Genomic DNA, 24,391 nt, shown 5'->3' with positions numbered 1-24,391 from the left:
CATACAAAAAAATGTATTTGTGAAACAAAAAAAAGTAGTTGGAGTATAATTGCTCAGATAATTTGTGTTGTATGGGAGTTTATTTTAATGTTATAATCACATCATCAGACGAAACTTTAAAGATTGAACTGATGAATTTATTAAAAAGTTGCGTGGCAGTTCAGATTTCTGAATTTTTAGATTGTTCGGAAGAGGAGGCTATTGAGGAGATCAAAAGGTCCGTCAATCCAATTTTACATTTTGTAGATGTCAGAAGAGATATTTCTAAAGTAATTGGATTTTACAGTAAGTTTAAGGATTTCTATACCTATAATTCCTCATTTTTCTTTCCTATAGTGGGCTTAGACCAAGAATTAACCGAGGTCAAGATTTTGCTGGAGTCGGGGGCAGACAATGTGTTTTTTGCTCCCTTTGATCAAAACTCCCTATACAATAAACTTAAAAATTGTGTTGGTAAGCGATTTGGATACAATATTTTGAACCATCCCGATGCAGATCAATTATTAAATCTCACTTCAAGTGTTGTTTTTCGCATAAAAAGTGACCGCATTAAGAAAATTGTTGGCAATAGATCTTTATTTCCACCACTAGATGATTCCTTAATAAATAAATCATTAGACTATTTATTGACACATATTCTATCTCTTAAAAGTGGGAACTTTCACGAAACGTATCTTCGATTTAGTTCCAATCTGCTGTCAGAATTTTCTGTGAAAGCAGCGTTTAAAAATTCTGATTCCAGTGCGAGTTTGAACCTTATTTTCCTAAGGTTAAAAGATAAGGCAAATGCATCATACACAATTAGTGTAAAATTTGAAGAAACAACCGATAGTACTCATTCGTCTGCAATGCCCTCAAAAAATAGCACTTTACTTACCCAGCGTGAGTTGGAAGTACTGAATCTATCCAAACTAGGGGTGCCGATTAAAGTCATTGCCAAGGAGCTAGAGATTTCTAATCGAACAGTGGAGCGTCATCGTGCGAATATTATGAAAAAGCTCGACGCCACCAATATCGTTGAAGCAATTGCTAGGCTTAATTTAGGTTGATATAGAAAGTAAAGATCACTAATTAATTCAAAATTAAGACTTTGGCTGTGTGTATTGAGTGATTTTACTCATATGATTTATTGGATATCGGTAAATACCCATTTTTTGACTGAATGCAAAAAAGTAATTTTGAAATGCATAAAAATGTATTTTAAAGATATCATCAGCATAAGTTAGTTACCAAATTCAACATCAAATGAAAAAACCTATCTTAATTTTCGCAATGCTTTTTGCAGGTTCTTTTGCTTTTGCGCAGAATACTGCAACGGTAAGTCAGACTGGAAATCAAAATTCTTCCACCACAGAGCAGACCGGGTCAAATGCTGCTTCTGTTGAGCAGGTCGGAAGTAGTAATGCCGCCAATCAAGATCAGTCAGGTTCCAATACAGCTTCTATTGTACAAGTTGGTGAGAATACGACCAACGCATTAACATTTGATAACCTAGCGATTCAATTGCAAAGTGGTCAAGGTAATGTAGCTACTATTGAACAGAGGGAACAAGGCGATAGCTTCGCTTCTCAAGAGCAAGTCGGTGATGGCAATACGGCTACCATTACACAAAGAAACCCTTGGGGAAACCCTGCGGCACCGAATGTTGCATTTCAAATTCAAGAAGGCAATGGAAATACTGCAACTTTGAATCAATTCAATGGAGGCAATTACAGTGAGCAAAGTCAATTGGGTGACAACAATTGGTCCTTAGTACAACAAGCTCAGAGTGGGAATCAAGCTTTTCATGTTCAAGAAGGAAATTCTAATTACGCGTTTTCTGGACAAAACGCAGGTAATCAATTAGCAATTATCGACCAAGTAGGTGATGGAAATATTGCCACTACGAGACAGAGGGGAGGTAGCGTAAATTCAGTATTTGTGGAACAATTCGGGAATTCCAACAATACAGGAGCTATTCCTTACTGGGGTAATGCTGGTGAAAATTACGGCATAGATCAAACAGGTAATAGTAACCTTGTTGGCTTGAGTCAGCAGGGAGATTTCAACAATCATTTCGTTAGACAGAACGGTGACTTTAATTTCGTAGACATTGACGTGATTGGAAATGGTAATTCTGCAACAATCTTGCAGTTTGGAAATGATAATGAAGCTAGGTTAATACAAAGAGGAGACGGGCACAGAACCACGATCACTCAAACTGGTAATATGAATTATGCCAACGTGATTCAAAGATGATGTGCGAAATATATCAAAAAAAATTCCGAGTTGTCGCTCGGAATTTTTTTTAACAAACGGTCCAGTTTTGTAGCCAAGTGGATTAAAAATATTAATAAAAATCAGAATTATCTATTTGTATGAGTGAAAACACTCATAGTTTTTTCAATGGCATGGAAATTACGTATTTCGGCATAAAAAGCAAAAATGTAAGTTTGAAATGCAAATAAATTAAATTGAAATGAAAATTATCCTTCTCCTATTTTCCCTTATGATTTTGTCAAGTGTAGGTCATCATGCGTTTGCTCAGGATGATGTACAACGTAGGATAGAAGAAAGAAAAGCGAAGATATATGCCAAAAGGGACAGCATTGTACAAGCACATCAGCAGTTGATTATGCACCATACAAATGATTCGTTACGCATTCGCTCTACAGGTGAAGGTAATAGTATACAAATTGATAACCTTCAATTCAAAGGGACTACCAATGAAGTAATTAAAAGTGATTGGACCAAGGGAAAAATTGAACAACAGGGTGAGCAGAACTCTGTTGATATTCAATCCATTAGTTCCTCACAAAGTCCCAAAAAAGTAGAAATCAAGCAGACAGGAAATAATAACAAGGTTGTCATTCGGTCTGGTTCAATAAACCCAAAATAAGAAGTTAACCTTCTTTTTATGAGTCGCGTTTGGAGTCGCCTCTGGCTCCTTAGGTTTTTTTGCAGTAGGCAAAATAGTATGTATTCTTTTAAACAAACAAAATTCTTATTTCAATTTTACACACAAACGTATGAAAAAGTCGAGTTTATTATTCGCAATGCTTTTTGCTGGAACTTTTGCTTTTGCGCAAAATACAGCAACAACTACCCAAACGGGTAACAATAATCAGTCATCTACCGATCAAACGGGTGAGAACACTGCTGTTACAATTCAAACAACTGGATCTAATGCTGTAGTTAATCCATCTAATGTTTCTAGTATTGTGCAGGTTGGAAGCAATTCTGCTAGAATTGAACAAGTACTTGGTAATGGCTTCAGAAATGGTGCAGGACATTTTGCAAGTATTTCCCAAGATGGAGCGGGTAATAATGCTGTCATCAGACAAGAACAAAGAGCTGCCTCAGCTACTATCCAACAGTTGGGTGATAATAACTACGCTGGTTTAACCCAAGCTGGACCAAATGATGCAGGAGGAGGTGGGACATCCGCTGGTATCCAACAAATAGGTGATAATAACCTTTTGAGTACTGTTAACTCTAACGGAGTTATTGGGAATAGAAATCAAAGAGCTTACATGCAAAATGGAACTAGTTTTGATGGTGACAAAAGTTTCCTTAGCGTAACACAATTGGGTGATAATAATAGCGCAGGGGTTTATCTGATGGGAAGAACTGATGCTTCTATTTTACAAGATGGAAATTACAATAGTGCATCTATCAATTCACAAAGTCAAGCAGGTGGTTTGACAAACCTGGCTTCTATTTCACAAGAAGGTAATGAAAACAGCGCTAGAATAGATCAAGGCCCAAGGGGTAATGCTACCTTTAGTGGAGACGATCAATCTGCGTCCATCACTCAATTAGGTGATTTTAATACTGCTAGATTGTCTCAGTTTGGAGAGAGTAATAGTGCTACTATTAGCCAAGAGGGGTACACTAATACAGCAACTGTCAATCAAGATGGAATTGGTAACACTGCCACACTTACTCAATTAGGAGATTTAAACATCGGTACTATTTTGCAAACTGGAAATGGCAACATAGCTACGATGAATCAGTCCGGTATGAGCAACGTAGCTTCTATTATTCAACGTTAAATAGTATTTGCTTAAATTCTTAAAAATGAAAAAAAGTATTTTAATTTTCTCCATGGCTTTCTGTGCGACTTTCGTCATGGCACAAGAAAACGAGGCAGTTGTTACCCAAACAGGAAATAACAACGTTGGTACTACTACTCAAACAGGTCTTCGTAACGTGGCTATCACCAGTCAAGATGGTAATGCTAATAGAGGAACTGTAGATCAAACTGGTAATGATAATTTTGCTGCGGCACTTAGACAAGCAGGAAACTTGAATACTGGTACTATCCAACAAGGCGATTTTGGTGGGGGAAATATTCAGTCTAATAATGCCCTAGCTTCCATTGACCAATCTGGGAATGAAAATAACGCAGTAATTAGACAACGTCAGGGATTCCCATCTGGAACAGCGGTCAGTATTCATTTGATTGAGCAGATTGGTGAAAGAAACAATGCCTCTTTTGAGACTTTTAATGGAGGAAACTTTGGAAGCATTTACCAAGAAGGTAATGACAATGTTGCTTCGGGAAGACAATCTAATCAACCGAATGAAATTATCATCGATCAAGTAGGAAATTCCAATCAAGCCTCTGTAAATCAGTTGTCTAGTAGAGACAATTTCGCACTGATTGATCAAAGTGGAAACATGAATTTTGCCAATATTAATCAGCAAGGAAGTCTTAATTCATTTGCTTCTTTGGAGCAATCAGGTGTTGGAAATCTTGCAAGTTTGGTTCAAACTGGTGATGGTAACGATGCAATATTGGTTCAAGATGGTGAAAATAATCTGATAAGAGGTGTAAATGTGGGGGATCCTGCATTGCAACTTGGTAACAATAATCTCTTAGATGTATTGCAATCTGGCAATGGAAATACAGCGATTGTTTCACAAACTAGTGATCTAAATATTGCTTCCTTCACTCAAATAGGAAACAATAACACTGCTACTGTAATCCAGCGATAATATATTAAAACTCTCCATGTTTCTATTTGAAGTCATGGAGCGTTTTTTCTATGTAGTTAAATCATATCTTTCTTTTAATTTTTTCTTATTTTTACATAGTATAGCAAAGACCATGAAAAAAATCATAAGTGTAATATTATTCTGGTTTATCGCAGTTGGAGGTTCAATTGCTCAATCTGGTATGGCTATAAGTAATAATTTAGATTTAATTAATGCGGAAATTTTATCGATTGAGTTCAGCTCTCAAAAAAATGTTGCGGTTATTCAGCAGCTAGGAAACTCAAATAAATCGGAGATTCTTCAACAAAATACGGGTAACGGTTCTAATACAGCAGTTATCTTACAATCCAATGAGCTAAATATAGGATTTATTCAGCAAGTAGGTACCTATTTAAGTTCGTCCTTACTTCAGATTGGCATTGGTAATGTTGCTAATATTTCATCATCTGGTCAAAATATTACCCAAACCATCCAACAGACTGGTAATGGAAATGTCGTCAACACCAATATTGAAAATTTTAGCAATGCAATTTTTAATGTTGCGCTCAATCAAGTGGGGTCCAATAATTTAATAGATATTATATTTAGCGGTACTAACAGTACGTTCGGAGATCAATTTATCCTCAACCAATTTGGCGATGGGCAATCTTTTCGTGGAGACATTAGTACAGTTTCTACTCCCATTGAAATAACTCAAACCCCTGGAATTGGTGGTGTGGGTATGCAGGTCAATGTTTCGACATTTTCCACCTTTCCAATTGGAAATCGTTAAATTGAATAGGTAAGGTCGCAATTTGATTTCACTCTTTTGTAAGAAACGCTTGGGTAAGTTTTTTTGAACAATGTTTTTTGTATGTCCGCTTTCCCATCAGTTATCAATGAGTATACCATATGAAGCTGTTTTTTGGCTACGGTCGGATGAATTCCCACCGTGGAAGATTATCCGCATGATAATAGTAGCAATATTCTTGCACGTGTATAATTGGGGATCACCAAAAGACTTTTTATGATTATCTACTATCACTTCAGCCACTAAGCAAATGAATATATTCATGATATTTTCTGGTGTCTGTTATCTGTGGTCCCTTATCCGTAATAGCATATGATTTATTTTAACTCTGTTATAATGGCAGACAATCAGAATACTTTTTTAGGATTATGGAATCCATCCTACATCAGAATAATCTTTGGAATAATAACAAAAAAATGATTTAAAAAATTACGTAAACAATAGTTTACTGCTTAAAAAGTAATTGAAATTTTACATTAAATTTCATTATAATATCTATAAAAATATTTTATAATACATTTTTATTGATTTCAAATACATTTTATTATATTTGAAAAAAATTAACGATCAACTTAATTCATTCTTATGAAAAAATTAAATCTATTCGCCGCTCTATTGTTTAGCGGCTCCGTTGCAATTGCTCAAAGCAATGATGCAAACGTAAGTCAAGAGGGAAATAACCATCAGGCGACTGTTGTACAAACAGGTAGTCAAAACAGCAGTTCAGTGGCAATTACTGGTGGTAGTGGTTCTGAGGTAGAGGTAACTCAGATTGGCGCAAACAACACGGCTTCATTCTTAGGCCGTCAGAATGTACAGGGACTACAGTATCAAGAGGGTGATAGAAATTTTGCATCTGCAGGTCAGGGATCTCAAGTATTTGCTGGTGGGTCAATTATCGAGCAGATACAAATTGGAAATGATAACCGTGCCACTACTGCTCATTGGACTCAGCCTACCAATATCAGAGTTTACCAAACTCAAATTGGTGATAGAAATACCGCTGATGCTAGGAGATTAAGAGGGTTTAATATCACTGAAATTACCCAAACTCAGGTTGGGAACGACAATACAGCTCTTTTGAATCCAACTGGTAGCTCTCAGTATTATGCTGATGGAGGTTTTGTAAGACAGCTTCAAACTGGTGATTACAATTATGCTTCCATCAATAGAGCTCAAGGTGCTGGTTCTATAGGAGGTACATTTATTCAGGAGCAGGTGGGTAATCTAAACAGGTCTACCATCAACTCTACAAGAAATACTATTTTGGGTGAAACTATTCAGATTGGAGATGAAAACGTAGCTCTTATCAATCAATTCGACAGAGATAACTCCGCTGCAATCCGTCAGCAAGGAGATGAAAACTTTGGTTCAATTAGTCAAACTGGTTCCGATAACAGGGCAAGTCAGTGGGTAGCAGGAAGCTTCAATGAAGTTACTCAAATTCAAAACGGTAATTTGAATAACCAAAGAATTGAAATTACTGGTAGCAGCAATACGTATATGGCTTCTCAGGTTGGTGATAGAAACTTTATCTATGTGAATTCAAGAGGAACCGGTCCGGGATTGAACAGCTTAACAGCTAATAATTCCGAGTTTATGGCTTCTCAAAATGGTGATAGAAATACCATTAGCGGAGCTATGGGTGGTGATAATAATTCACTTACAATCAATCAGTACGGCGATGCTAACATTGTCAATGCAGGAGCTTCCAATTTTGCTGCTGAAGGTTTCTTGATCCAAGGCAATAACAATGTTGGTATTATCAATCAGTTTGGGAATGGTAATTCTGCTACATTGAACATGGTTGGTAATGGCAATTCTGCTACTATTACACAAAGTGCTTTCCCTTTAAGGTAATTTAGTTTTTGAATAAAAAATAATCTCCCTGAACTTTTCGGGGAGATTATTTACATAGCTTGTAAATTGCCTTGTGAAATTTAATTAAACTCTCTATTTTAGTTTCCGTTAAGAAGTAATAGATTATGAGTAGCGTTTGGAGATTTGGATGTTTATTTTGCTTTTTAGGGATTTTCTCCATGAATCTTCATGGGCAGTCTGATTCTACCAAAGTAATCAAAGAAGCACCTGAAAGTCTCAAGTTGCTCTTAAATGATATTATTGAGCAAGCTACTGAAAAAGTCAAATCAGATGCCTCGCTTGAAATTGACGGGCTTCTTATTGATGAGACTAAAACAAAAAGTGGGCGGGACTTTTTTGATTTGTTTTATAGAGATTGGGAGCCACCTGTAGATGCAAGAAACTATTCTATTTTTATTATGGAGAGGCCATTTAGGGCAAATCAAACCTTGATAGAGGTTTTTATCAATGAGACGATGGTATACCAATCATTTCTACAACCAAGATTAGATTATATAGAAGAGATCGTCGGAGATTCCGTGTCAATAACCCAAATGTATTTAGCACAATATGAAGAACTTATCCGGGAGTTGGATGGTGAAGATCGTAAAGGTTCAGGCATATTCTAAATTGAAATAACCATGAAAAAAGTATTCGTTTTTACATTGTTTTTAAGCTTGATATCATTTGCTGAGGTTTTTTCCCAGCAGCTGGTGTATACCCCAAGAAATCCTGCTTTTGGAGGAAATACCTTTAACTATCAATGGTTATTGAGCTCTGCACAAGCTCAGGATACTACCAGAGATCCCAATCAAACAGATAGAGGCTTAGGTTTCTCTAGAGATCCTTTGCAAGAATTTTCAGAAAGTTTGAATAGACAGATTCTTTCCCGTTTGTCAAGAGAGCTTGTTACACGCCAATTTGGTGAAGGTTCTATTGAGCAAGGGACATACATATTAGGCGATTTTCAAATAGAAATCAGCGATGGGGGCAGAGGTCTTAACATTACAATTGTGGACATTCGTACAGGTGCAACCACGGTTGTTGAAGTTCCATTTTTTTAAATAAACCAAAGAAAATTCATGCTTAAGTCCCCAATAAAAGCTTTTGCACACAAGCTTTCTGTGTTGTTTGTGTTGCTGATCATGGGTTGCTCTCCATTCTATTATCAGCCTTTAGGTAATAGAGATGCTCGATTAGGCCAAGAGACACCTATGAAATCAGAATTGCTAGACCTACCAGCGCCTAAAGAGCCAATAGTTGTTGCTGTATATAAGTTTCGTGACCAGACAGGACAGTTGAAAGAGTCCACAGTGGGAGCTAGTTTTTCTACGGCCATCACCCAAGGAGCAACTAATATCCTTATTCGTGCATTAGAAGAATCGGGTTGGTTTGTCCCTATCGAACGGGAAAACATTAGTAACTTACTGAATGAGCGAAAAATTATTCGATCAAGTAGGGAGCAATATGAGGGGACCACTAATATTCTGCTTCCTCCTTTGCTTTTTGCAGGAGTTCTCTTAGAAGGTGGGATTATTTCTTACGAGACGAACGTTTTTACGGGTGGAGCGGGTGTTCGTTACTTTGGAGCGGATGCATCTTCCCAATATAGAGAAGACAGAGTAAGCATTTATTTGAGGGCCGTGTCGACGAGTAACGGAAAAATTTTAAAGACCGTTTACACTACAAAATCTATTTTATCTCAAGAAGTTACCTCAGGTTTTTTCCGTTTTGTTAGGTTTAGAAGACTTTTAGAGGCCGAAACAGGCTTTACATACAACGAACCAAGGGAAATGGCAATCAATGAGGCCGTTGAAAAGGCTGTTCATAGTTTGATTTTAGAAGGAATTGTTGATAATCTTTGGTCTCCACAAGATGAAAATGAGCTGAATGGTACTCATGTCAAAAGCTATCTAGCAGAGAAAGAGGCAAACGTTCAAACAGACTATATTGGGCGATTGCATCGGCCAAATTATCGGACTTCCATGTTTTTGTCATTAGCGGGTAAAGGGCAGTCTTATTTAGGAGATTATTCTACTAGTTTCAAGCGTCCTGGATTTGAAACATCTTTGGGTATTGGGCTTTCACCTACGCTTTTTATGGAAACTAGATTGGGATTTCAAGAAATCCATATACGTGATGTTTTGCAGACTACGGATTATTATGGTTCTTTAAATCTCATGTACCTGACGAACCCAACGGGTAAGCTGTCGCCTTACGTGCGAGGTGGAGCAGGTTTATTGTATAATTTTGGAGAAAACGTTGGTCTTTCAAACAGTAGCATTATGCCATTTGTAACTACGGGTGTTGGGATTGATTACCTCATAGGAAATAAGGTAAGCTTGATTTCAGAAGGTTATATCAATCAGCTTCTCAGTGATAACTACGATGGTGTCGTCTCAGGGAGTTTTAATGATATTATTTGGGGTTTTAAAGTAGGTTTACGCTTTCATTTGGGCAAATAAGTATGATGTATAAGAATTTAAAATATCTTTCGTTTGTATTACTACTTATCTTTTTTACTGGATGTGAAGAAGAAAGAGTAGATATTGATCGCTTTGGGTCAATCTCTGGGATTGTTGTAGATGGAGAAACTTTAGAGCCTTTAGAGGGTGTGTTGGTGGCAACTACTCCTGCTAGTACAACGGTTATTACAGGTCCTACAGGGGAGTTTCGATTTAATCGTGTCCGAAGAGGAGACGTTAGTATTTCAGCGCGAAGAAGGGATTTTCTCAATTCGAATGTAAGTGTTGCAGTTTTTGAAGGTGAAAACACGTTTGCTACCTTTTTCTTGCTCAAAGATGAGCGCAATATCGGGAATGTATCCATTTTTGACCCTGTACCAGGAAATGGGTCCACCAATCAGCCATTAACATTCGCGTTCCGCTGGAGAGTGGAACAAGATGCGAGAGATCGTCAGTTAACGTACAATGTGTTTATTTTTGAGTCAAACTCCACCACCCAGCGGTTGGTAGGGGAAAATCTTGCATCACCAGAAGTTATTGTATCTGACTTAAGACCAAATACAACCTATTTCTGGTATGTCTTAGCTAGATTTGAAGGTAGAAATGTTGCCAATAGTCCCACATGGAGCTTTAGAACAGGAAACTAAGTTTAATTCTAGCTTATAAAGCTGTCAGGAAGTAGTTTAAAACAAAAGACCAATCTTCGACGAGAAGATTGGTCTTTTTAATTTTATGATTAGCGAGAATTACTTTCCATATATCTCCTCCAGCACCTGTGCCAATCGAATCCCACCTGCCATCAAGCGCTCTTCCACATGGTGATAGTGCTTGTAGATGTATTCATACCCGATACGATTATTTGCAGGAATATCATACATGGCTGGGCGTATGGCTGCAGCTTCTTTTAACCAGTCAGCAGGCGTAGCTGCTTGATAACGCTTCAAGACGTCTCCATTGATTCTCTTCTGAAGTTCGGTTGCGATTTCGGTGTAGCTCATTTTTTTGTTTTCGATCAAGTCCGAATCCCATATCGCATGGATATTGGTTTCCTTATTGAAATAGCTCACTTTGACATCATTCCCTCCTCTGTCACCAGGCTTGCCTACATGGAAGGGCTGATGTAGATCTCCTACTATGTGGATCAGCATGCGCAATTGGTCACGCTCCTCTTCGGGAGTTAAGCCGCCTTTTTTTAGGTTTTCTTTCAACATCAAAAATGCAGAATAGGCATCTCCTGTAGGTTCTTGAATACTTGGATCGTATTCCCCATCTACGGTAGTTACCCAATGCCAGGTGTTTGTGTAGTCATACTTTTTATCAGAGCGGATATTATCCATCCATACCCCTACTCCAGAAATGGATTCTTGCTTCAATACAGCTTCTACTTTTTTGACTGTTTCTTGCTGCATCTGCCACTCTGCAATTTTTCCAATAACATAATGTCCAATCGCTCCCCAAGCAAACGAGCTCGTCTGAAAGGAAAAAACCATAAGAATGGCCAGCGTCAGGTGTTTTGTTGTTTTCATGTATCTTACTATTTATTGTATTCTTTCCAGTGTTCCCCAACTCTTTATCTCCGATTACTACCGTAATACTGATATCCAATATCCCTCAATATCCAATATCTTCAAACATCCAATATCCCGTAATATCCAATATCCCATTATCAATCAATATCGATAAATATCTATTTCCACCATATTTCATTTGAGATAAGTTCACGCCACGCCCGCTACGGTTTTCGCAAGGAGCGCAAAGTTTTTTTGATACGCCCTCCAATATCCCATTATCAATCAATATCGATAAATATCTATTTCTACCTTATTTCGCTTCAGTGTATTTCTACTTATTTCACTTAGTTAACACCCCAAAGCCAATATCCAATATCAACCAATATCTCGTAATATCGATAAATATCTATTTCTACCTTATTTCGCTTCAGTGTATTTCTACTTATTTCACTTAGTTAACACCCCAAAGCCAATATCCAACAATATCCAATATCCACCAATATCCACCAATATCCACCAATATCCAATATCCCTCAATATCCCCCATTACTTCGCTTCAGCGTATTTCAATTTATTTCACGAAGTATATTTCAATTCACTCACCGCTATCCAAGCCATCAACCCAGCCCCTAGTTCTAAGGCATCTTCGTCAATATCAAAGGTTGGCGTATGTACACCTGACACAATGCCTTTGGCCTCATTCCGAGTACCTAGACGGTAAAAGCAACCGTCAATTTCTTGGGTATAGTAAGAGAAGTCCTCTGCAGCCATCCAAATGTCTAAAGGCAGTACATTTTCCTCACCTAGATAGGCTATGGCAGCTTGCTCTGCTCTGCTTGTTAAGGCCTCTGCATTTTTTAAGAAAGGATAACCTTTTCGAACCTCAAAGTCCACGGTTCCTCCCATACCTTCTACCAATCCTTTGGCAATGCTTAACATGTGTCCATGAGCCTTTGCTCTCCAGGCTTCATCCATGGTTCGGAAGGTACCCTGAATTTTTACTTCATTAGGAATGATATTGGTAGCTCCTAAGGCCTCAACCCGACCAAAAGAAAGGACTGAAGGTATTTTTGGTGAGCCATTGCGGCTGATAACCTGTTGTAGGGCGACGATGAGGTGAGAAGCAATTAACACGGGGTCAATCAAAGATTCTGGAAGGGCACCATGGCCCCCTTTTCCCTTGACAGTGATGTACAATTCATCTGCACTGGCCATGTACATGCCTTTTCGAAAACCTACTTGTCCAACAGGGATCAAAGGCATGACGTGTTGGCCTATGATTCCAGCTGGAACTGGGTTTTGAAGCGCACCATCTTTAATCATCAAGGATGCGCCACCAGGGATTAGTTCTTCCCCCGGTTGAAAAATAAGTTTGATCGTGCCTTCAAAATGCTCCCGTAAATTGAAAAGAATCCTTGCTGTTCCCAACAAGGAAGAGGTGTGTACATCGTGTCCACAAGCATGCATGATTCCTTCCTTAGTAGATCTATAGGATACATCATTTTGCTCGTGTATGGGTAAGGCATCCATGTCACCACGCAAGGCAATTACTTTAGCGTCAGGGTTTTTCCCCTGGATCAATGCTACAATACCTGTTTCTGCCTTTGTTTCTATGGATGTAATTCCAATATCGCGCAGTTCCCGCTCCACATAGGAAGCCGTTTCAAATTCTTGAAAAGATAATTCAGGATGAGCATGTAGGTGTCTCCTATGGGCAATAATGGATGCTTTATAGTCTGCCGCCAGTGACTTGATTAGGTCTTTCACCATCATCTATTGGGTCTGGATTGACATATCCCTCACGCTGAAATCGATCTTGGATGATCCTAGCCATGGGAAATTTTTCTTTTAATTGGTAATACGGTGCCTGTGCTTCAATGCGGTTTAAGAATTTACCTACCTTTAACAAGTACCGAGGTTGCTGGTACTGCAGGTCGGGCTTCAAGTCAGGAAAGAGGGTAAATAATTCATTTCTTGTTTTGAATGCTTGGTCCCGATCCACTCCACTGTATACTAACACTGTGAATCCATTCCATGTGCGTTCGGACCTATTTTTATCTATGTTGCGTTGAACAGCAATGGCTAAATCCGAATCTACAGCCAAATTACCAGTAGAAGACATGTCCACTCTTTCAGGAGTACTCAGCTGTACTTTGTCTAGGTCAGTGAAGGTAATTCTGTTGACACTGAGGTCTTCGGTGTAATTGTCAAAAGCAGTTCCTGTGCTCGCCTGCTTTGGGGAAAAGAGAGCACAAGAATAGGACAAAAACCCTAATCCCAATACCAGAAAGAGAGAGGACTTGTTCATATGCTTGGATTAATCTTCAAGGATGATACATTTACCGTTTTCGACATCTTGCTCCACGCTCTTAAATTTAACATCTTTCAAAAGCTTACCGTCTGCATATTGTACGTTGACACGGTCATTTCTTCCGTAAACTTTTTCTGATTTTCTCGGAGCGACTACCTGTGGAGCTGCAGTTCTATTCGCCACAGCCGCCGCCGCTTGTCTTCCTGCTCCAGGATTTAGACTACTTCCCACATCTTCTTTAGAAGCTTTTACCTGTCCTTCCTCTCTTCTAGGAGCTTGGGCAGCCTTTACTTGGTTAGGGTCTTGTGTTGGAAGCTCCGCTCTTGACAGGAATGAAATGGTATCCTCATTCAGTTTGCCTACAAAGCGCTTAAACATCTCAAATGCTTCAAACTTGTAAATCAACAGCGGGTCCTTTTGTTCATATACCGCGTTTTGTACGGATTGCTTCAAATCATCCATGTCTCGGAGATGCTCTTTCCAGTTTTGGTCGATGATTGCCAAGGTCACATTTTTCTCAATGGCACGGATGAGGTCCCTGCCATCATGTTGAAGTGTAGATTCTAGGTTAATCACTACCCCTATTTGCTTGATTCCATCCGTGATTGGAACCATAATTTCCTTCACTGTCGCACCTCTTTGGGCATAAACATCGTTCAACACAGGCATTGCTTTTTCCAAGATTTTATCATTCTTGGAATTATAACTTAGATAAGCTGCATTGAAAAGCTGAGATGTTAAAGTGCCTACATCCTTGCTGCTGATATCTGCTTCTGTGAATTGATAATCAATTCCCAAAGAAGTGAAGATATTCATGCGCAGGTTCTCCAAATCTTCGGTGGATTTGGCCATCGTGACCAAGCCTTCCGATACGTCGTACATGACATTGAGGATATCCAACTCCAAGCGTTCACCTTTCAGTGCATTTCTTCTTCGCTTATAGACTACCTCTCGTTGGGAGTTCATGACATCATCATACTCCAAGAGACGCTTACGGATGCCAAAGTTATTCTCTTCTACTTTTCTCTGCGCACGTTCGATGGATTTGGTAATCATGGAATGTTGGATTACCTCTCCTTCTTCCAAGCCCATCCTGTCCATCAGTTTGGCGATTCTATCCGAACCGAACAGACGCATCAAACTATCTTCCAAAGACACAAAAAATTGAGAGGAACCTACATCCCCTTGACGTCCCGAACGACCCCGTAACTGTCTATCTACTCTTCTGGATTCGTGACGCTCTGTACCGATGATCGCCAAACCACCCGCTTTTCTGGATTCAGGAGTCAATTTAATATCGGTACCTCTACCAGCCATGTTGGTAGCAATGGTCACTGTGCCAGGTTTTCCAGCTTCCGCAACCACGTCCGCTTCTTTGGCGTGCTGCTTGGCATTCAATACCTGATGGTTGATTTTCTTAATCGTAAGCATCCTACTCAATACCTCAGAAATTTCTACCGAAGTAGTACCTACCAAGACTGGTCTGCCTTGATTGGTCAATTCTACGATTTCATCCGCCACTGCATTGAATTTTTCGCGGACAGTTTTATAGACTTTATCCTCACGGTCTTGTCTGACAATTGGTTTATTGGTAGGAATTACCACGACATCCAATTTGTAGATGGTCCAAAATTCACCCGCTTCTGTCTCTGCCGTACCTGTCATACCAGCTAGTTTGTGGTACATACGGAAGTAGTTTTGCAAAGTGATGGTGGCATAGGTCTGTGTAGCATCCTCTACTTTCACATTTTCCTTTGCTTCCAATGCTTGGTGAAGACCGTCAGAGTATCTTCTCCCTTCCATTACCCGGCCTGTCTGCTCATCTACAATCTTGATTTTTCCATCTACCAGGATATATTCCGTGTCTTTCTCAAACATACAGTAAGCCTTTAAAAGCTGATTCACTGTATGGATTCGTTGAGCTTTGACGCTATAGTCCTTGATGATTTCTTCTTTTCTGATAAGTTTCTCCTTATCGTCAATATCCGGATTTTTTTCCATTTCGGCGATTTCGACACCGATGTCAGGAAGGATAAAGAAAGTAGGGTTTTCGTTTTTCGTAGTGATGGTTTCTATACCACGGTCCGTCAGTTCTACACCGTTGGTTTTTTCATCAATTGTAAATAGGAGCGGTTCATCAGCTTCGTGCATGTTCCGCTTATTATCTTGCAGGTAATAATTTTCAGTTTTTTGAAGGATTACCCTTATCCCTGGTTCAGATAGGTATTTGATCAAAGGCTTGTATTTTGGCATCCCTCTGAAAGCTCTAAACAATGCAAGTCCGCCTTCTTTATCATTTCCTTCAGCAATAAGTTTCTTTGCTTGACCTAAGTATCCCTGAATCAGCTTACGCTGCTCATCTACAAGAGTGGAAACCCTCGGTTTCATCTCCATAAACTCATGTTGATCTCCTCTTGGTACTGGACCGGAGATGATCAAAGGTGTACGTGCATCGTCAATCAATACGGAATCCACCTCATCTATCATGGCGAAGTGATGCTTTCCTTGCACCAAATCATTCACATCTCTTGCCATATTGTCTCTCAGGTAGTCAAAACCAAATTCATTGTTGGTTCCGTAGACAATATCGGCTTGGTATGCTTTTTTTCGTTGATCAGAGTTTGGTTGATATTTATCAATACAATCCACGGTTAAGCCATGGAATTCAAACAAAGGAGCGTTCCATTCGGAGTCTCTTTTTGCCAAGTAATCGTTGACAGTTACAATGTGGACACCGCGTCCGGATAGGGCATTGAGGTATGCTGGGAGGGTCGAAACCAATGTTTTACCTTCCCCTGTTGCCATTTCGGCAATTTTTCCAGAGTGCAGCACCATCCCGCCAATCAACTGAACATCGTAGTGCACCATGTCCCAAACAACCTCACTCCCGGCAGCCATCCATTTGTTGTGCCAAATAGCTTGCTCGCCACTGATCTCCACATTTGGTTTGCGGGCAGCCAGCTCCTTATCTTTCAAAGTAGCATTGACAACCAATTTCCCATTCTCTTTAAACCTTCTCGCTGTTTCTTTGACGACGGCAAAAGCATCTGCCATGACCTTTTCCAAGACCACCTCTAATGCTGCATTTCTGTCTTTTTCGGTTTTGTCAATATCATTAAATAGCGCATCTTTCTCATGAACTTGTTTGGGATCCAACGCTTCAATCTGCGCTCTCAACTCTTCGATTTTATCATCGAAGGATTTCAATTCTGCATCGATGATTCCTTTGATTTCAGCTGTTTTTCCACGGAGTTGATCATCCGTCAGCCCTTGCAATTTGCTAAAAGCTGCATTGATTACAGCTACTTTTGGCTTTAACTCTTTTATATCTCTATCGGATTTTGTTCCAAAAACTTTGGCTAATCCTTTGGCAATAATATCTAACATAGCTGTTTTGTATAATTCAGGGCCTTAAAATTACGCCCTTTTTATGAATAATTGTAAACTTCCTAACATAAAGGCTGCTGATGTGTTGTTGAAACGCACTATTTCTTGCATCCGCTTATATTTCTTTGACTATTTTACCTTGATATACCTGTTCGGCAGGACCACTTAAGATGATGTTATCAAAGCTGCCATCTTCCCTGCTAGTGAAAGAAACCTCCAATTTCCCTCCAAGAGTCTGTATGAATACCTTTTCTATTCCGACTGCTTTTCCAAATACCAATGCACACGCAGTAACACCGGTGCCACAGGAGAGGGTTTCATTTTCTACGCCACGTTCATATGTACGCACATAAATTTCTTCTGTACTGATGGGACTTAGAAAGTTGACATTGGTTCCGTTTGGAGCATATGACTGATCATAGCGTATCTTGGCGCCTGTATCCACTACTGGGAAATCATGAATATGCTCCACAAACTGTACGTGGTGGGGAGAACCTGTGTTTACAAAATGGTCATTATCTTTTATTTCCAGACTCTTTACAGGGCTCATCTCTAATGCTACCCATGCAGGATTGTTTATCCAAGCGGCATGGGGTCCGTCAATCGCAAGAAAGCTCGTTTTTTTACCAATGATACCCAAAAAATGGGCAAATGCAACCGCACAGCGGGCGCCATTCCCACACATACTCTGACTTCCATCGGCGTTGAAATAAATCATTTCAAAGTCAAAGGAATCATGCGTTCGAACGGCAATCAATCCATCTGCGCCAATACCAAACTTTCGGTCGCAAAGAGAGCGAACTAACGCTAGATTATCGATTGGAAATGTTGACTCCCGATCGTCAATCATCACAAAATCATTACCAGTTCCCTGGTATTTGTAAAATAAAATTTCCATAAGAATTCATCCCTTGTGGGATTTCTTTCGTTTGTTTCAAAAACCAATCCAATAGTAAGATGGTTTTACAAACTTAACCATCTTGTCATAAATTGCGACGTATTGTCCTATTTTGGTTTTATATTCAAGACGAATTGGTTAACTTGGTGCTTATCTTTTGTAAAACTAAACAGGTCAAAAGAAAAACTTATAGATATGAAAAAAACAAACTATCGCGTATCCAGACGGACATTTCTGAGTCAAAGTAGCAAAGCTACACTAGCTTTAGGGATAGGAAGTAGCTTGGTAGGTTCTGCTTTTTTGACTGCCTGTGGTGGTGGTTCTGAAGGTGGGGATTCTACCCAAATACTCTTGAGTACTGGTTTTGAGCAAATGCCTTTAGGCTATGATTATACCGCTTTGGAGCCTCATATTGATGCTATGACCATGGAAATTCACTACACCAAGCATGCTGCTGCTTATGCCAAAAATCTGGCTGAGGCTGCTGCTGAAGAAGGAGTGGATACAAGCAAGCCATTGGAAGAGGTGATGATGAACATTTCCAACTACTCCACCAAGATGAGAAATAATGGAGGTGGACATTATAACCATGAATTATTTTGGAAAGTGATGTCGCCCAACGGTGGAGGTCAGCCAGGTGGAGATTTGGCAGAGGCTATAAATGGAGCATTTGGTAGCTATGAAGCATTCCAAACAAAATTCGAAGATGCTGCAAAAGGAAGATTTGGTTCTGGTTGGGCTTGGTTAGTTTTGGATAAAAACAACCTACTTCAAGTGGGTTCTACACCGAATCAAGACAATCCGCTAATGGATGTTTCCGATATTCAAGGGATCCCTTTGTTAGGTATTGATGTATGGGAACATGCATACTACTTAAATTATCAAAATAGAAGGCCGGACTATGTTTCCGCTTTTTGGAATATCATTGATTGGTCCGTAGTAGAAAAAAGATACAATGCCTTGATGAAAGGATAACAAAAAAGAGGCTATTTATAAATAGATTTTCAGAATTTTCTCCCAAATAAAATTCTGTTTAAGAATCTATCCATTTGTGACTTAGAGTCTTTGTGGCTAAATATTCCACGAAGGCTCTAAGACACTAGGTTCCTCTGCATGAATGCCAAATTAATTTTGAGCAATAGTTGAAAGTATTGACTTATGAGACAGCCTCTTTTTTTGGATTAGCTCGCAAGTAAGTCATTGACCACTACAGAAGCACAGCTACACCCAAATGCAGCAGGTAAGAAAGACATAGTTCCATAAGCTGATTTTTTATAGTTTTTCCCATCGGTTAGCATCAAACTTTCTTTCATGGGCAGCTCCTCGGAAAAAACAGCTTTAAAGCCGTTTTTGATCCCCATTCTTTTCAGGTATTTGCGTACGTATCTTGCTAACTTGCAGTTATAAGTATCTTCAATAGGTGCTATTCTGACTTTGGTAGGATCTACTTTTCCTCCTGCTCCCATGGAGCTTACTACTGGATAGCCTTTGTTGATGGCGCTTTGAATCAGGACAAGTTTGGGTGTAATACTGTCTATACAATCTACCACATAATCGAATGTATGCTTTTCCAAAAGTTCATTCATGGGTTCAGGATTTAAAAATTCCTTGATCACATGTATTTTTAAGTTTGGATTGATAGATAGCAGGCGCTCTTCCATCCATTCGGCTTTTGATTGGCCTACATTTTTTTGAGTTGCGGGTAGTTGTCTATTGCAGTTGGACACATCCACCGTATCTCCGTCAATGATCGTCATTTCTCCTATTCCTGAACGACAGATAAATTCAGCAGCAAAGGAGCCTACTCCTCCAAGCCCGACCACGAGTACATGTTTTGATGCTAATTTCTCTAAGCCACTTCTACCCACGATTAGTTCCGTTCGGGACAACCATGCAAAATCATTCATACCACTGTTTATTTGAGATTTTTTTCCAATTAGAATGCGTCAATGCGCTTAATTGTTCAATTGAACAGCCCAAAAGTACAGAAGCTTGCGCATAAATCGATTCTATCGATAGATCAGAATCATCAGTCTCGAAAAAAATTTTATCTTTTGGACATTTTTGGAGCCATTGTTGGGCATGAGATTTCTCAAGTAGAAGATGTTTTCCAAAAGAAAAATAAACGGGATAAGTCAAAAGACTTTGTGCTAGTTCTATTTTTAAATTCCAGCCATGCCAAATGATGGGAGCGCTGTCAGGATTCCGTTTTAGGTAAGCTTGCAAAAGATGAAATCCTTTCACACAGTGGAGGATGATTAGTAGCTTGTGGTACTTGGCTAAGTCTGCTTGGGTCTGAAAAGCAGCTTGCTGTATTTCAGTAGCTGGACCTTTCAACCTATCGAAGCCAATTTCTCCAAGAGCAAAAACGCGAGGGTGCTCCAGTAGGGGAGTTAGTTCGTCCAATTGCTTTGCCCATGATTCGTCTAATTTCCATGGATGGATACCCACTGAAAAAGGATAGTCCAATGGATGGGGAGTATCCAAATTATATAGACGTGTGGGATTTGGGGATTGGTGGGTATGGAAATCTAATAGCCTTTTCATTAAATCACCTCATTCAAACCAAAGTAAAATGCACGTTGATCGCCCACTGCGATGTCTAAGCGAATATTTAAACCATCTGGGGTCAAACGGTATCGAAAGCCAATTCCCGCTCCATAGCGAAACTGATTTTTTGAAAAATCTTTTAGACTAGATGCTACTTGGCCAGCATGGACAAAAGCTACCATCCCCAAATTTCGATGAATACGAAAGCGGTATTCTGCTTGCTGAACCATACCATGACGATCACGAAACCTCCCTTCAAAATAGCCTCGCATACGCTCACTTCCTCCGATCAATGAGATGTTTTGAAAAGGGGCATCGCCCTGAGTAAAACTCCACCACGATTGAACTGCCAACACCTGCTGAGGCTTAATGGTGATGTATTTCCTAGCATCCAAGGTCACTTGACTAAAGTTAACCCTACTTCCTAGACTTTGTGAAAACTGCATCCAAGATACCCGGTTAAACCAGCCTTTCTCTGGTTGAAAGATATTATCCCTCGTGTCATGGTTAAGGACTAATCCCAAGCCGGATAGCAGCTGCCCATCAAATCCTATTGGTCTTTCTGTCTCCAGAAGGCCATTATCCAGTCGGTTGGAAATACGGTCAACCCGAAATTCGTATCGAGGGCCTAAATAAATTCCCTTCAAAAGCATATGCTCATAATTGACATGGAACGAGGCATATTGAGTGGTGTAAGATTCGCCCGTTCCCGATAATGGATGATTGCCAATGCCGAAATATTTGAATGGGAAATTGGAGAGTTCTATTCGGGCATTGGTGTAGGATTTATTATCATTGGCCCACCACTCTAATTCAGTTGTCAATATTTGTTGATTATTGAGCGTATATAAAAATGTGATCGGGAGAGTTGAAGGCCGTAAGTTTGGATTTTCCTTACTCCTAAAAATTCGCAAAGCCCGGGCACCAAGCCCCAAACTGGTTTCAGGACTATATACCACGGCAGGAATGATGGTCCATTTTTCTCCTGAAATAAAATTGATCACCTGATCCCCAAAATCAAACACTTGTTCGATGACTGGCCTTTTTGTGTCAGGAATTGAATCAAGTTCTTGTGAAAAGAGCTCAGGAATGCTGAAGAAAAAAAGTCCCCAAGAAAACAACCAAATTTTCATGGGGACAAAGTTAGTTAAATAAAGGTGATAAATCCTGAGACTGTTTAAAACTCTACAATCAAACCTACAGTAGGTAAAATAGTACCTGCGGGATTGTCTACAAGTCTCATGTTATATCTTGTGGGATCGTTTGGATTAACCTGCAAACTGCCATCTGTGTTTCGTGTGGGGATAAGCAGCGGAGGTTGTTCGGCAAGGAAGTTATAAGCATTTTGAATATCAAAATACCAATTCAGGTTCCACTTGTCAAAAAAGTAACGCTTATCAATCCGAAGGTCCAACTGATGGAAAGACCTCAATCGAAGAGCATTGATTTGTGAAAAATCCAGCACTGGTAATCCTCTCAAATCCCAAACTTCAATCAATGAAGAGGTTTCCACATCAATTGGCGTGTAAGGCGTACCACCTAGGAATCTCCATCTAGCTCCAATTTCCCAGTTTTTACCAAATCGTTTGCCGGCAGTCAAACTCACAATGAAACGGTTATCCCAAGCCGATGGTATAAAACCTTCTGTATTTGGATTGGTAAATTCGCTTCGTACCAAGGTTAGAGAACCGATACCATAGAAATTGTTAAAGAATCGTTGCTGCGCCAAAAACTCCAATCCATATGCTCTGCCTTCAGCATCGGATCGGACCTCTTCGTTGCCAATCACTCCAAAGTCTGCCCCTAGATTTGCGAGTGCTATTCCATTCAATACAGAAGAAGGGTAATTGTTGTAATGCTTGTAAAAAGCCTCCATGCTGAATCTTCTACTCTTCTCTGGAATTACTTTTTCTATGCCTGTAATTAATTGTGAGGAGCGAATAAATTGGATATTATTTTCTTGATTGATTAGTACTCCCTCGTTGTTTCTAAACCCTAAAGCTGTGTATGGGGGTCTTTGATAATAAATACCAGCATTGGAGGTCCAAAAAAGATTGGGCTTTAGTTGATACGAAACACTGATACGTGGGCTGATTTGATTCAAGGGATTTTGAGCAGTTTGTCCAAAGTCAGACCCATCTATCCGAACTCCTCCCGAAATCAATAGGCGTTCATTCAAATAGTTTTTGCTAGCCGATACAAAAGCCCCATAACTATGAAAGAGTGATTTACTGCTAACATCGATCACCTGTCCAATGGGCGCAAGGGTCTGTCGGTCAAAATTACTAATGGTGAATCGAGAAAATTCATAGTTTACGCCATATTTTAAGGTTAAAGAACCTTTAAAAATGGAGTTTTCAGCGCGGAATTTATTTTCGCTTTCTTGAGACAAATAGTCAAACAATAAATTTTCCCGCATGGATTCATCATTTCCTGCGTATTTGAAAGAACGGTTATTGAGCATGTTTCTGCTCAAAACAAAAGTCCAAAATCCATTTTCACGAAATCTTTTTAAGCGTAAGCCAGTAGCATAGTTCCATTGTGTGGAAATAGGTAGATTATCTAGCAAGAATAATCTGTTTTCACGTTCTTCCACAGTTTCATTGCGTGGCTCATCAAAGTTCAATGAAAATAAATCGATCGCTCCTACACCAAGGAATGTGAGTTCGGTTTTGTCATTGATTTTGGTGACAGTTTTCACTTGGAAGTCATAAAAATCGGGAAGAAATGGGAGTCCAATTGCTCTGAATAAAAACTGCAAGTAGGACCTTCTGGCTGATATCAAATAGGTGGTTTTTTCGCCAATAGGACCCTCATTGGAGACCGTAAATTCACTAGCACCTATGGTCATCTGGGTAAACATTTTATCACTTCTTCCTTCTTTCAGCTCGAAATTGAAGAATGAACTGAGTGAATTCATCCGATCAGCGGGGAATCCACCAGTGATAACATCTACATTTTTTATGAGGTTTACATTGAGGATACCGACGGGTCCACCAGAAGAACCTTGAGTGGCAAAGTGGTTGATGACAGGTACTTCGATATCATCAATAAAGAATTTATTTTCGTTGGGCGCACCACCTCTGATGATGATATCATTCCTGAAGGCTGCTGTGCTAGCCACACCTGGGAGGGATTGGATTACACGACTAATATCTCGGTTACCACCAGGGTATCGTTCGATTTCATTGGTATTGAGTCTTCTTACTGAAATGGGGGTTTCATCCGAACGCGTAAAATCTGCATTCACAGTAACCTCAGTCAAATCCGATGCTTCTTCTCTAAGCTCAAAGTTTAATTGTACAGCTCTGGCACGTGTAACTTGGATTTCGAACTGCGTTTGCGATCGGTAGCCAACAAAGCTTGCGCGAATGTTATAGAGTCCGGGCTCAATGTTTGATAAAACATAGTTACCATCAATGTCAGTAACTGCACCGTAGTCGGTGCCTAGAATGATTACATTGGCAAAGGGAATCCCTTCATTATTGACAGGATTGAATACGCGACCTCTGATTTCTGCACCTTGTTGGGCGAAAACAGACAGTGACATCAATAAACAGATTAAAATTGTAAATGAACGTTTCATTGGTTTAGCTTTCTAACATATGCTAAATGTTTTCTACCAAATAATTGTTCAGT

The 24,391-nt window shown here is 39.5% G+C and carries 21 protein-coding genes; 12 read left to right on the top strand and 9 right to left on the bottom strand.

Features of this window, described 5'->3' with window-relative positions:
- The first annotated feature begins 131 nt into the window (after positions 1-131).
- The 11 genes from IPZ59_RS03605 (at position 132) to IPZ59_RS03555 (ending at position 10,742) form a co-directional block, all read left to right on the top strand.
- Complete coding sequence (locus IPZ59_RS03605) at positions 132-1,049, top strand: LuxR C-terminal-related transcriptional regulator (RefSeq protein ID WP_236138519.1); 918 nt, start codon at positions 132-134, stop codon at positions 1,047-1,049.
- A 196-nt stretch (positions 1,050-1,245) separates the two neighbouring features.
- On the top strand, positions 1,246-2,238 hold the full coding sequence (locus tag IPZ59_RS03600; protein ID WP_236138518.1) for a hypothetical protein: 993 nt from the start codon (positions 1,246-1,248) through the stop codon (positions 2,236-2,238).
- A 220-nt stretch (positions 2,239-2,458) separates the two neighbouring features.
- Positions 2,459-2,878 (top strand): hypothetical protein, encoded by a 420-nt coding sequence (locus IPZ59_RS03595; protein WP_236138517.1) that lies wholly within the window; start codon positions 2,459-2,461, stop codon positions 2,876-2,878.
- A 130-nt stretch (positions 2,879-3,008) separates the two neighbouring features.
- Positions 3,009-4,034 (top strand): hypothetical protein, encoded by a 1,026-nt coding sequence (locus IPZ59_RS03590; protein WP_236138516.1) that lies wholly within the window; start codon positions 3,009-3,011, stop codon positions 4,032-4,034.
- Between the two features lie 25 nt (positions 4,035-4,059).
- On the top strand, positions 4,060-4,980 hold the full coding sequence (locus IPZ59_RS03585) for a hypothetical protein (protein WP_236138515.1): 921 nt from the start codon (positions 4,060-4,062) through the stop codon (positions 4,978-4,980).
- 112 nt (positions 4,981-5,092) lie between these two features.
- On the top strand, positions 5,093-5,752 hold the full coding sequence (locus IPZ59_RS03580; RefSeq protein ID WP_236138514.1) for a hypothetical protein: 660 nt from the start codon (positions 5,093-5,095) through the stop codon (positions 5,750-5,752).
- Positions 5,753-6,355: 603 nt separating this feature from the next.
- Entirely contained in the window at positions 6,356-7,630 is a 1,275-nt protein-coding gene (locus IPZ59_RS03575; RefSeq protein WP_236138513.1) for a hypothetical protein, read from the top strand.
- A 125-nt stretch (positions 7,631-7,755) separates the two neighbouring features.
- On the top strand, positions 7,756-8,259 hold the full coding sequence (locus tag IPZ59_RS03570; RefSeq protein ID WP_236138512.1) for a curli production assembly/transport protein CsgE: 504 nt from the start codon (positions 7,756-7,758) through the stop codon (positions 8,257-8,259).
- A 12-nt stretch (positions 8,260-8,271) separates the two neighbouring features.
- Positions 8,272-8,694, top strand: coding sequence for a curli production assembly/transport component CsgF (locus IPZ59_RS03565; protein ID WP_236138511.1), 423 nt, complete (start codon positions 8,272-8,274; stop codon positions 8,692-8,694).
- Positions 8,695-8,712: 18 nt separating this feature from the next.
- The gene (locus IPZ59_RS03560) at positions 8,713-10,095 is read left to right on the top strand and encodes a CsgG/HfaB family protein (RefSeq protein WP_236138510.1); all 1,383 of its coding nucleotides are present in this window, start codon (positions 8,713-8,715) and stop codon (positions 10,093-10,095) included.
- Between the two features lie 2 nt (positions 10,096-10,097).
- A complete protein-coding gene (locus tag IPZ59_RS03555) occupies positions 10,098-10,742 on the top strand; it encodes a carboxypeptidase regulatory-like domain-containing protein (RefSeq protein ID WP_236138509.1) in 645 nt (214 codons plus the stop codon).
- A gap of 99 nt (positions 10,743-10,841) precedes the next feature.
- Here the strand turns inward: IPZ59_RS03555 and IPZ59_RS03550 are convergent, their stop codons facing one another.
- From IPZ59_RS03550 to dapF, 5 genes are all read right to left on the bottom strand, one after another.
- Positions 10,842-11,621 carry a S1/P1 nuclease gene (locus tag IPZ59_RS03550; RefSeq protein WP_236138508.1) on the bottom strand — a complete coding sequence of 260 codons (780 nt, stop codon included), beginning with the start codon at positions 11,619-11,621 and terminating at the stop codon, positions 10,842-10,844.
- 561 nt (positions 11,622-12,182) lie between these two features.
- Positions 12,183-13,376 (bottom strand): M20 metallopeptidase family protein, encoded by a 1,194-nt coding sequence (locus IPZ59_RS03545; RefSeq protein WP_236138507.1) that lies wholly within the window; start codon positions 13,374-13,376, stop codon positions 12,183-12,185.
- Positions 13,336-13,914: a hypothetical protein gene (locus tag IPZ59_RS03540; RefSeq protein ID WP_236138506.1), complete on the bottom strand. Its 579-nt coding sequence runs from the start codon at positions 13,912-13,914 to the stop codon at positions 13,336-13,338. Before IPZ59_RS03540 ends, IPZ59_RS03545 begins: the two co-directional genes overlap by 41 nt.
- 9 nt (positions 13,915-13,923) lie before the next feature.
- Positions 13,924-17,304 (bottom strand): preprotein translocase subunit SecA, encoded by a 3,381-nt coding sequence (secA, locus tag IPZ59_RS03535; protein ID WP_236138505.1) that lies wholly within the window; start codon positions 17,302-17,304, stop codon positions 13,924-13,926.
- Positions 17,305-17,419: 115 nt separating this feature from the next.
- On the bottom strand, positions 17,420-18,202 hold the full coding sequence (dapF, locus tag IPZ59_RS03530) for a diaminopimelate epimerase (protein WP_236138504.1): 783 nt from the start codon (positions 18,200-18,202) through the stop codon (positions 17,420-17,422).
- Between the two features lie 195 nt (positions 18,203-18,397).
- Between dapF and IPZ59_RS03525 the strand changes: the two genes are divergently transcribed.
- Positions 18,398-19,177: a superoxide dismutase gene (locus IPZ59_RS03525; protein ID WP_317208032.1), complete on the top strand. Its 780-nt coding sequence runs from the start codon at positions 18,398-18,400 to the stop codon at positions 19,175-19,177.
- A 206-nt stretch (positions 19,178-19,383) separates the two neighbouring features.
- On the opposite strand, the gene IPZ59_RS03520 is transcribed toward IPZ59_RS03525, so the two are convergent.
- Genes IPZ59_RS03520 through IPZ59_RS03505 form a run of 4 tightly spaced genes read right to left on the bottom strand, consistent with a single transcriptional unit; the run spans position 19,384 to position 24,338 of the window.
- Positions 19,384-20,109 (bottom strand): tRNA threonylcarbamoyladenosine dehydratase, encoded by a 726-nt coding sequence (locus tag IPZ59_RS03520; RefSeq protein WP_236138503.1) that lies wholly within the window; start codon positions 20,107-20,109, stop codon positions 19,384-19,386.
- Positions 20,102-20,749: a TatD family hydrolase gene (locus IPZ59_RS03515; protein ID WP_236138502.1), complete on the bottom strand. Its 648-nt coding sequence runs from the start codon at positions 20,747-20,749 to the stop codon at positions 20,102-20,104. The genes IPZ59_RS03520 and IPZ59_RS03515 overlap by 8 nt, the downstream gene beginning before the upstream one ends.
- A complete protein-coding gene (locus tag IPZ59_RS03510; protein WP_236138501.1) occupies positions 20,749-21,885 on the bottom strand; it encodes a BamA/TamA family outer membrane protein in 1,137 nt (378 codons plus the stop codon). The genes IPZ59_RS03515 and IPZ59_RS03510 overlap by 1 nt, the downstream gene beginning before the upstream one ends.
- A 44-nt stretch (positions 21,886-21,929) precedes the next feature.
- The gene (locus IPZ59_RS03505; protein ID WP_236138500.1) at positions 21,930-24,338 is read right to left on the bottom strand and encodes a TonB-dependent receptor; all 2,409 of its coding nucleotides are present in this window, start codon (positions 24,336-24,338) and stop codon (positions 21,930-21,932) included.
- Positions 24,339-24,391 lie beyond the last annotated feature (53 nt).

Origin of the sequence: Mongoliitalea daihaiensis (assembly GCF_021596945.1) — a bacterium.
GTDB classification, from domain to species: domain Bacteria; phylum Bacteroidota; class Bacteroidia; order Cytophagales; family Cyclobacteriaceae; genus Mongoliitalea; species Mongoliitalea daihaiensis.
This window is presented reverse-complemented; position numbering and strand designations above follow the sequence as displayed.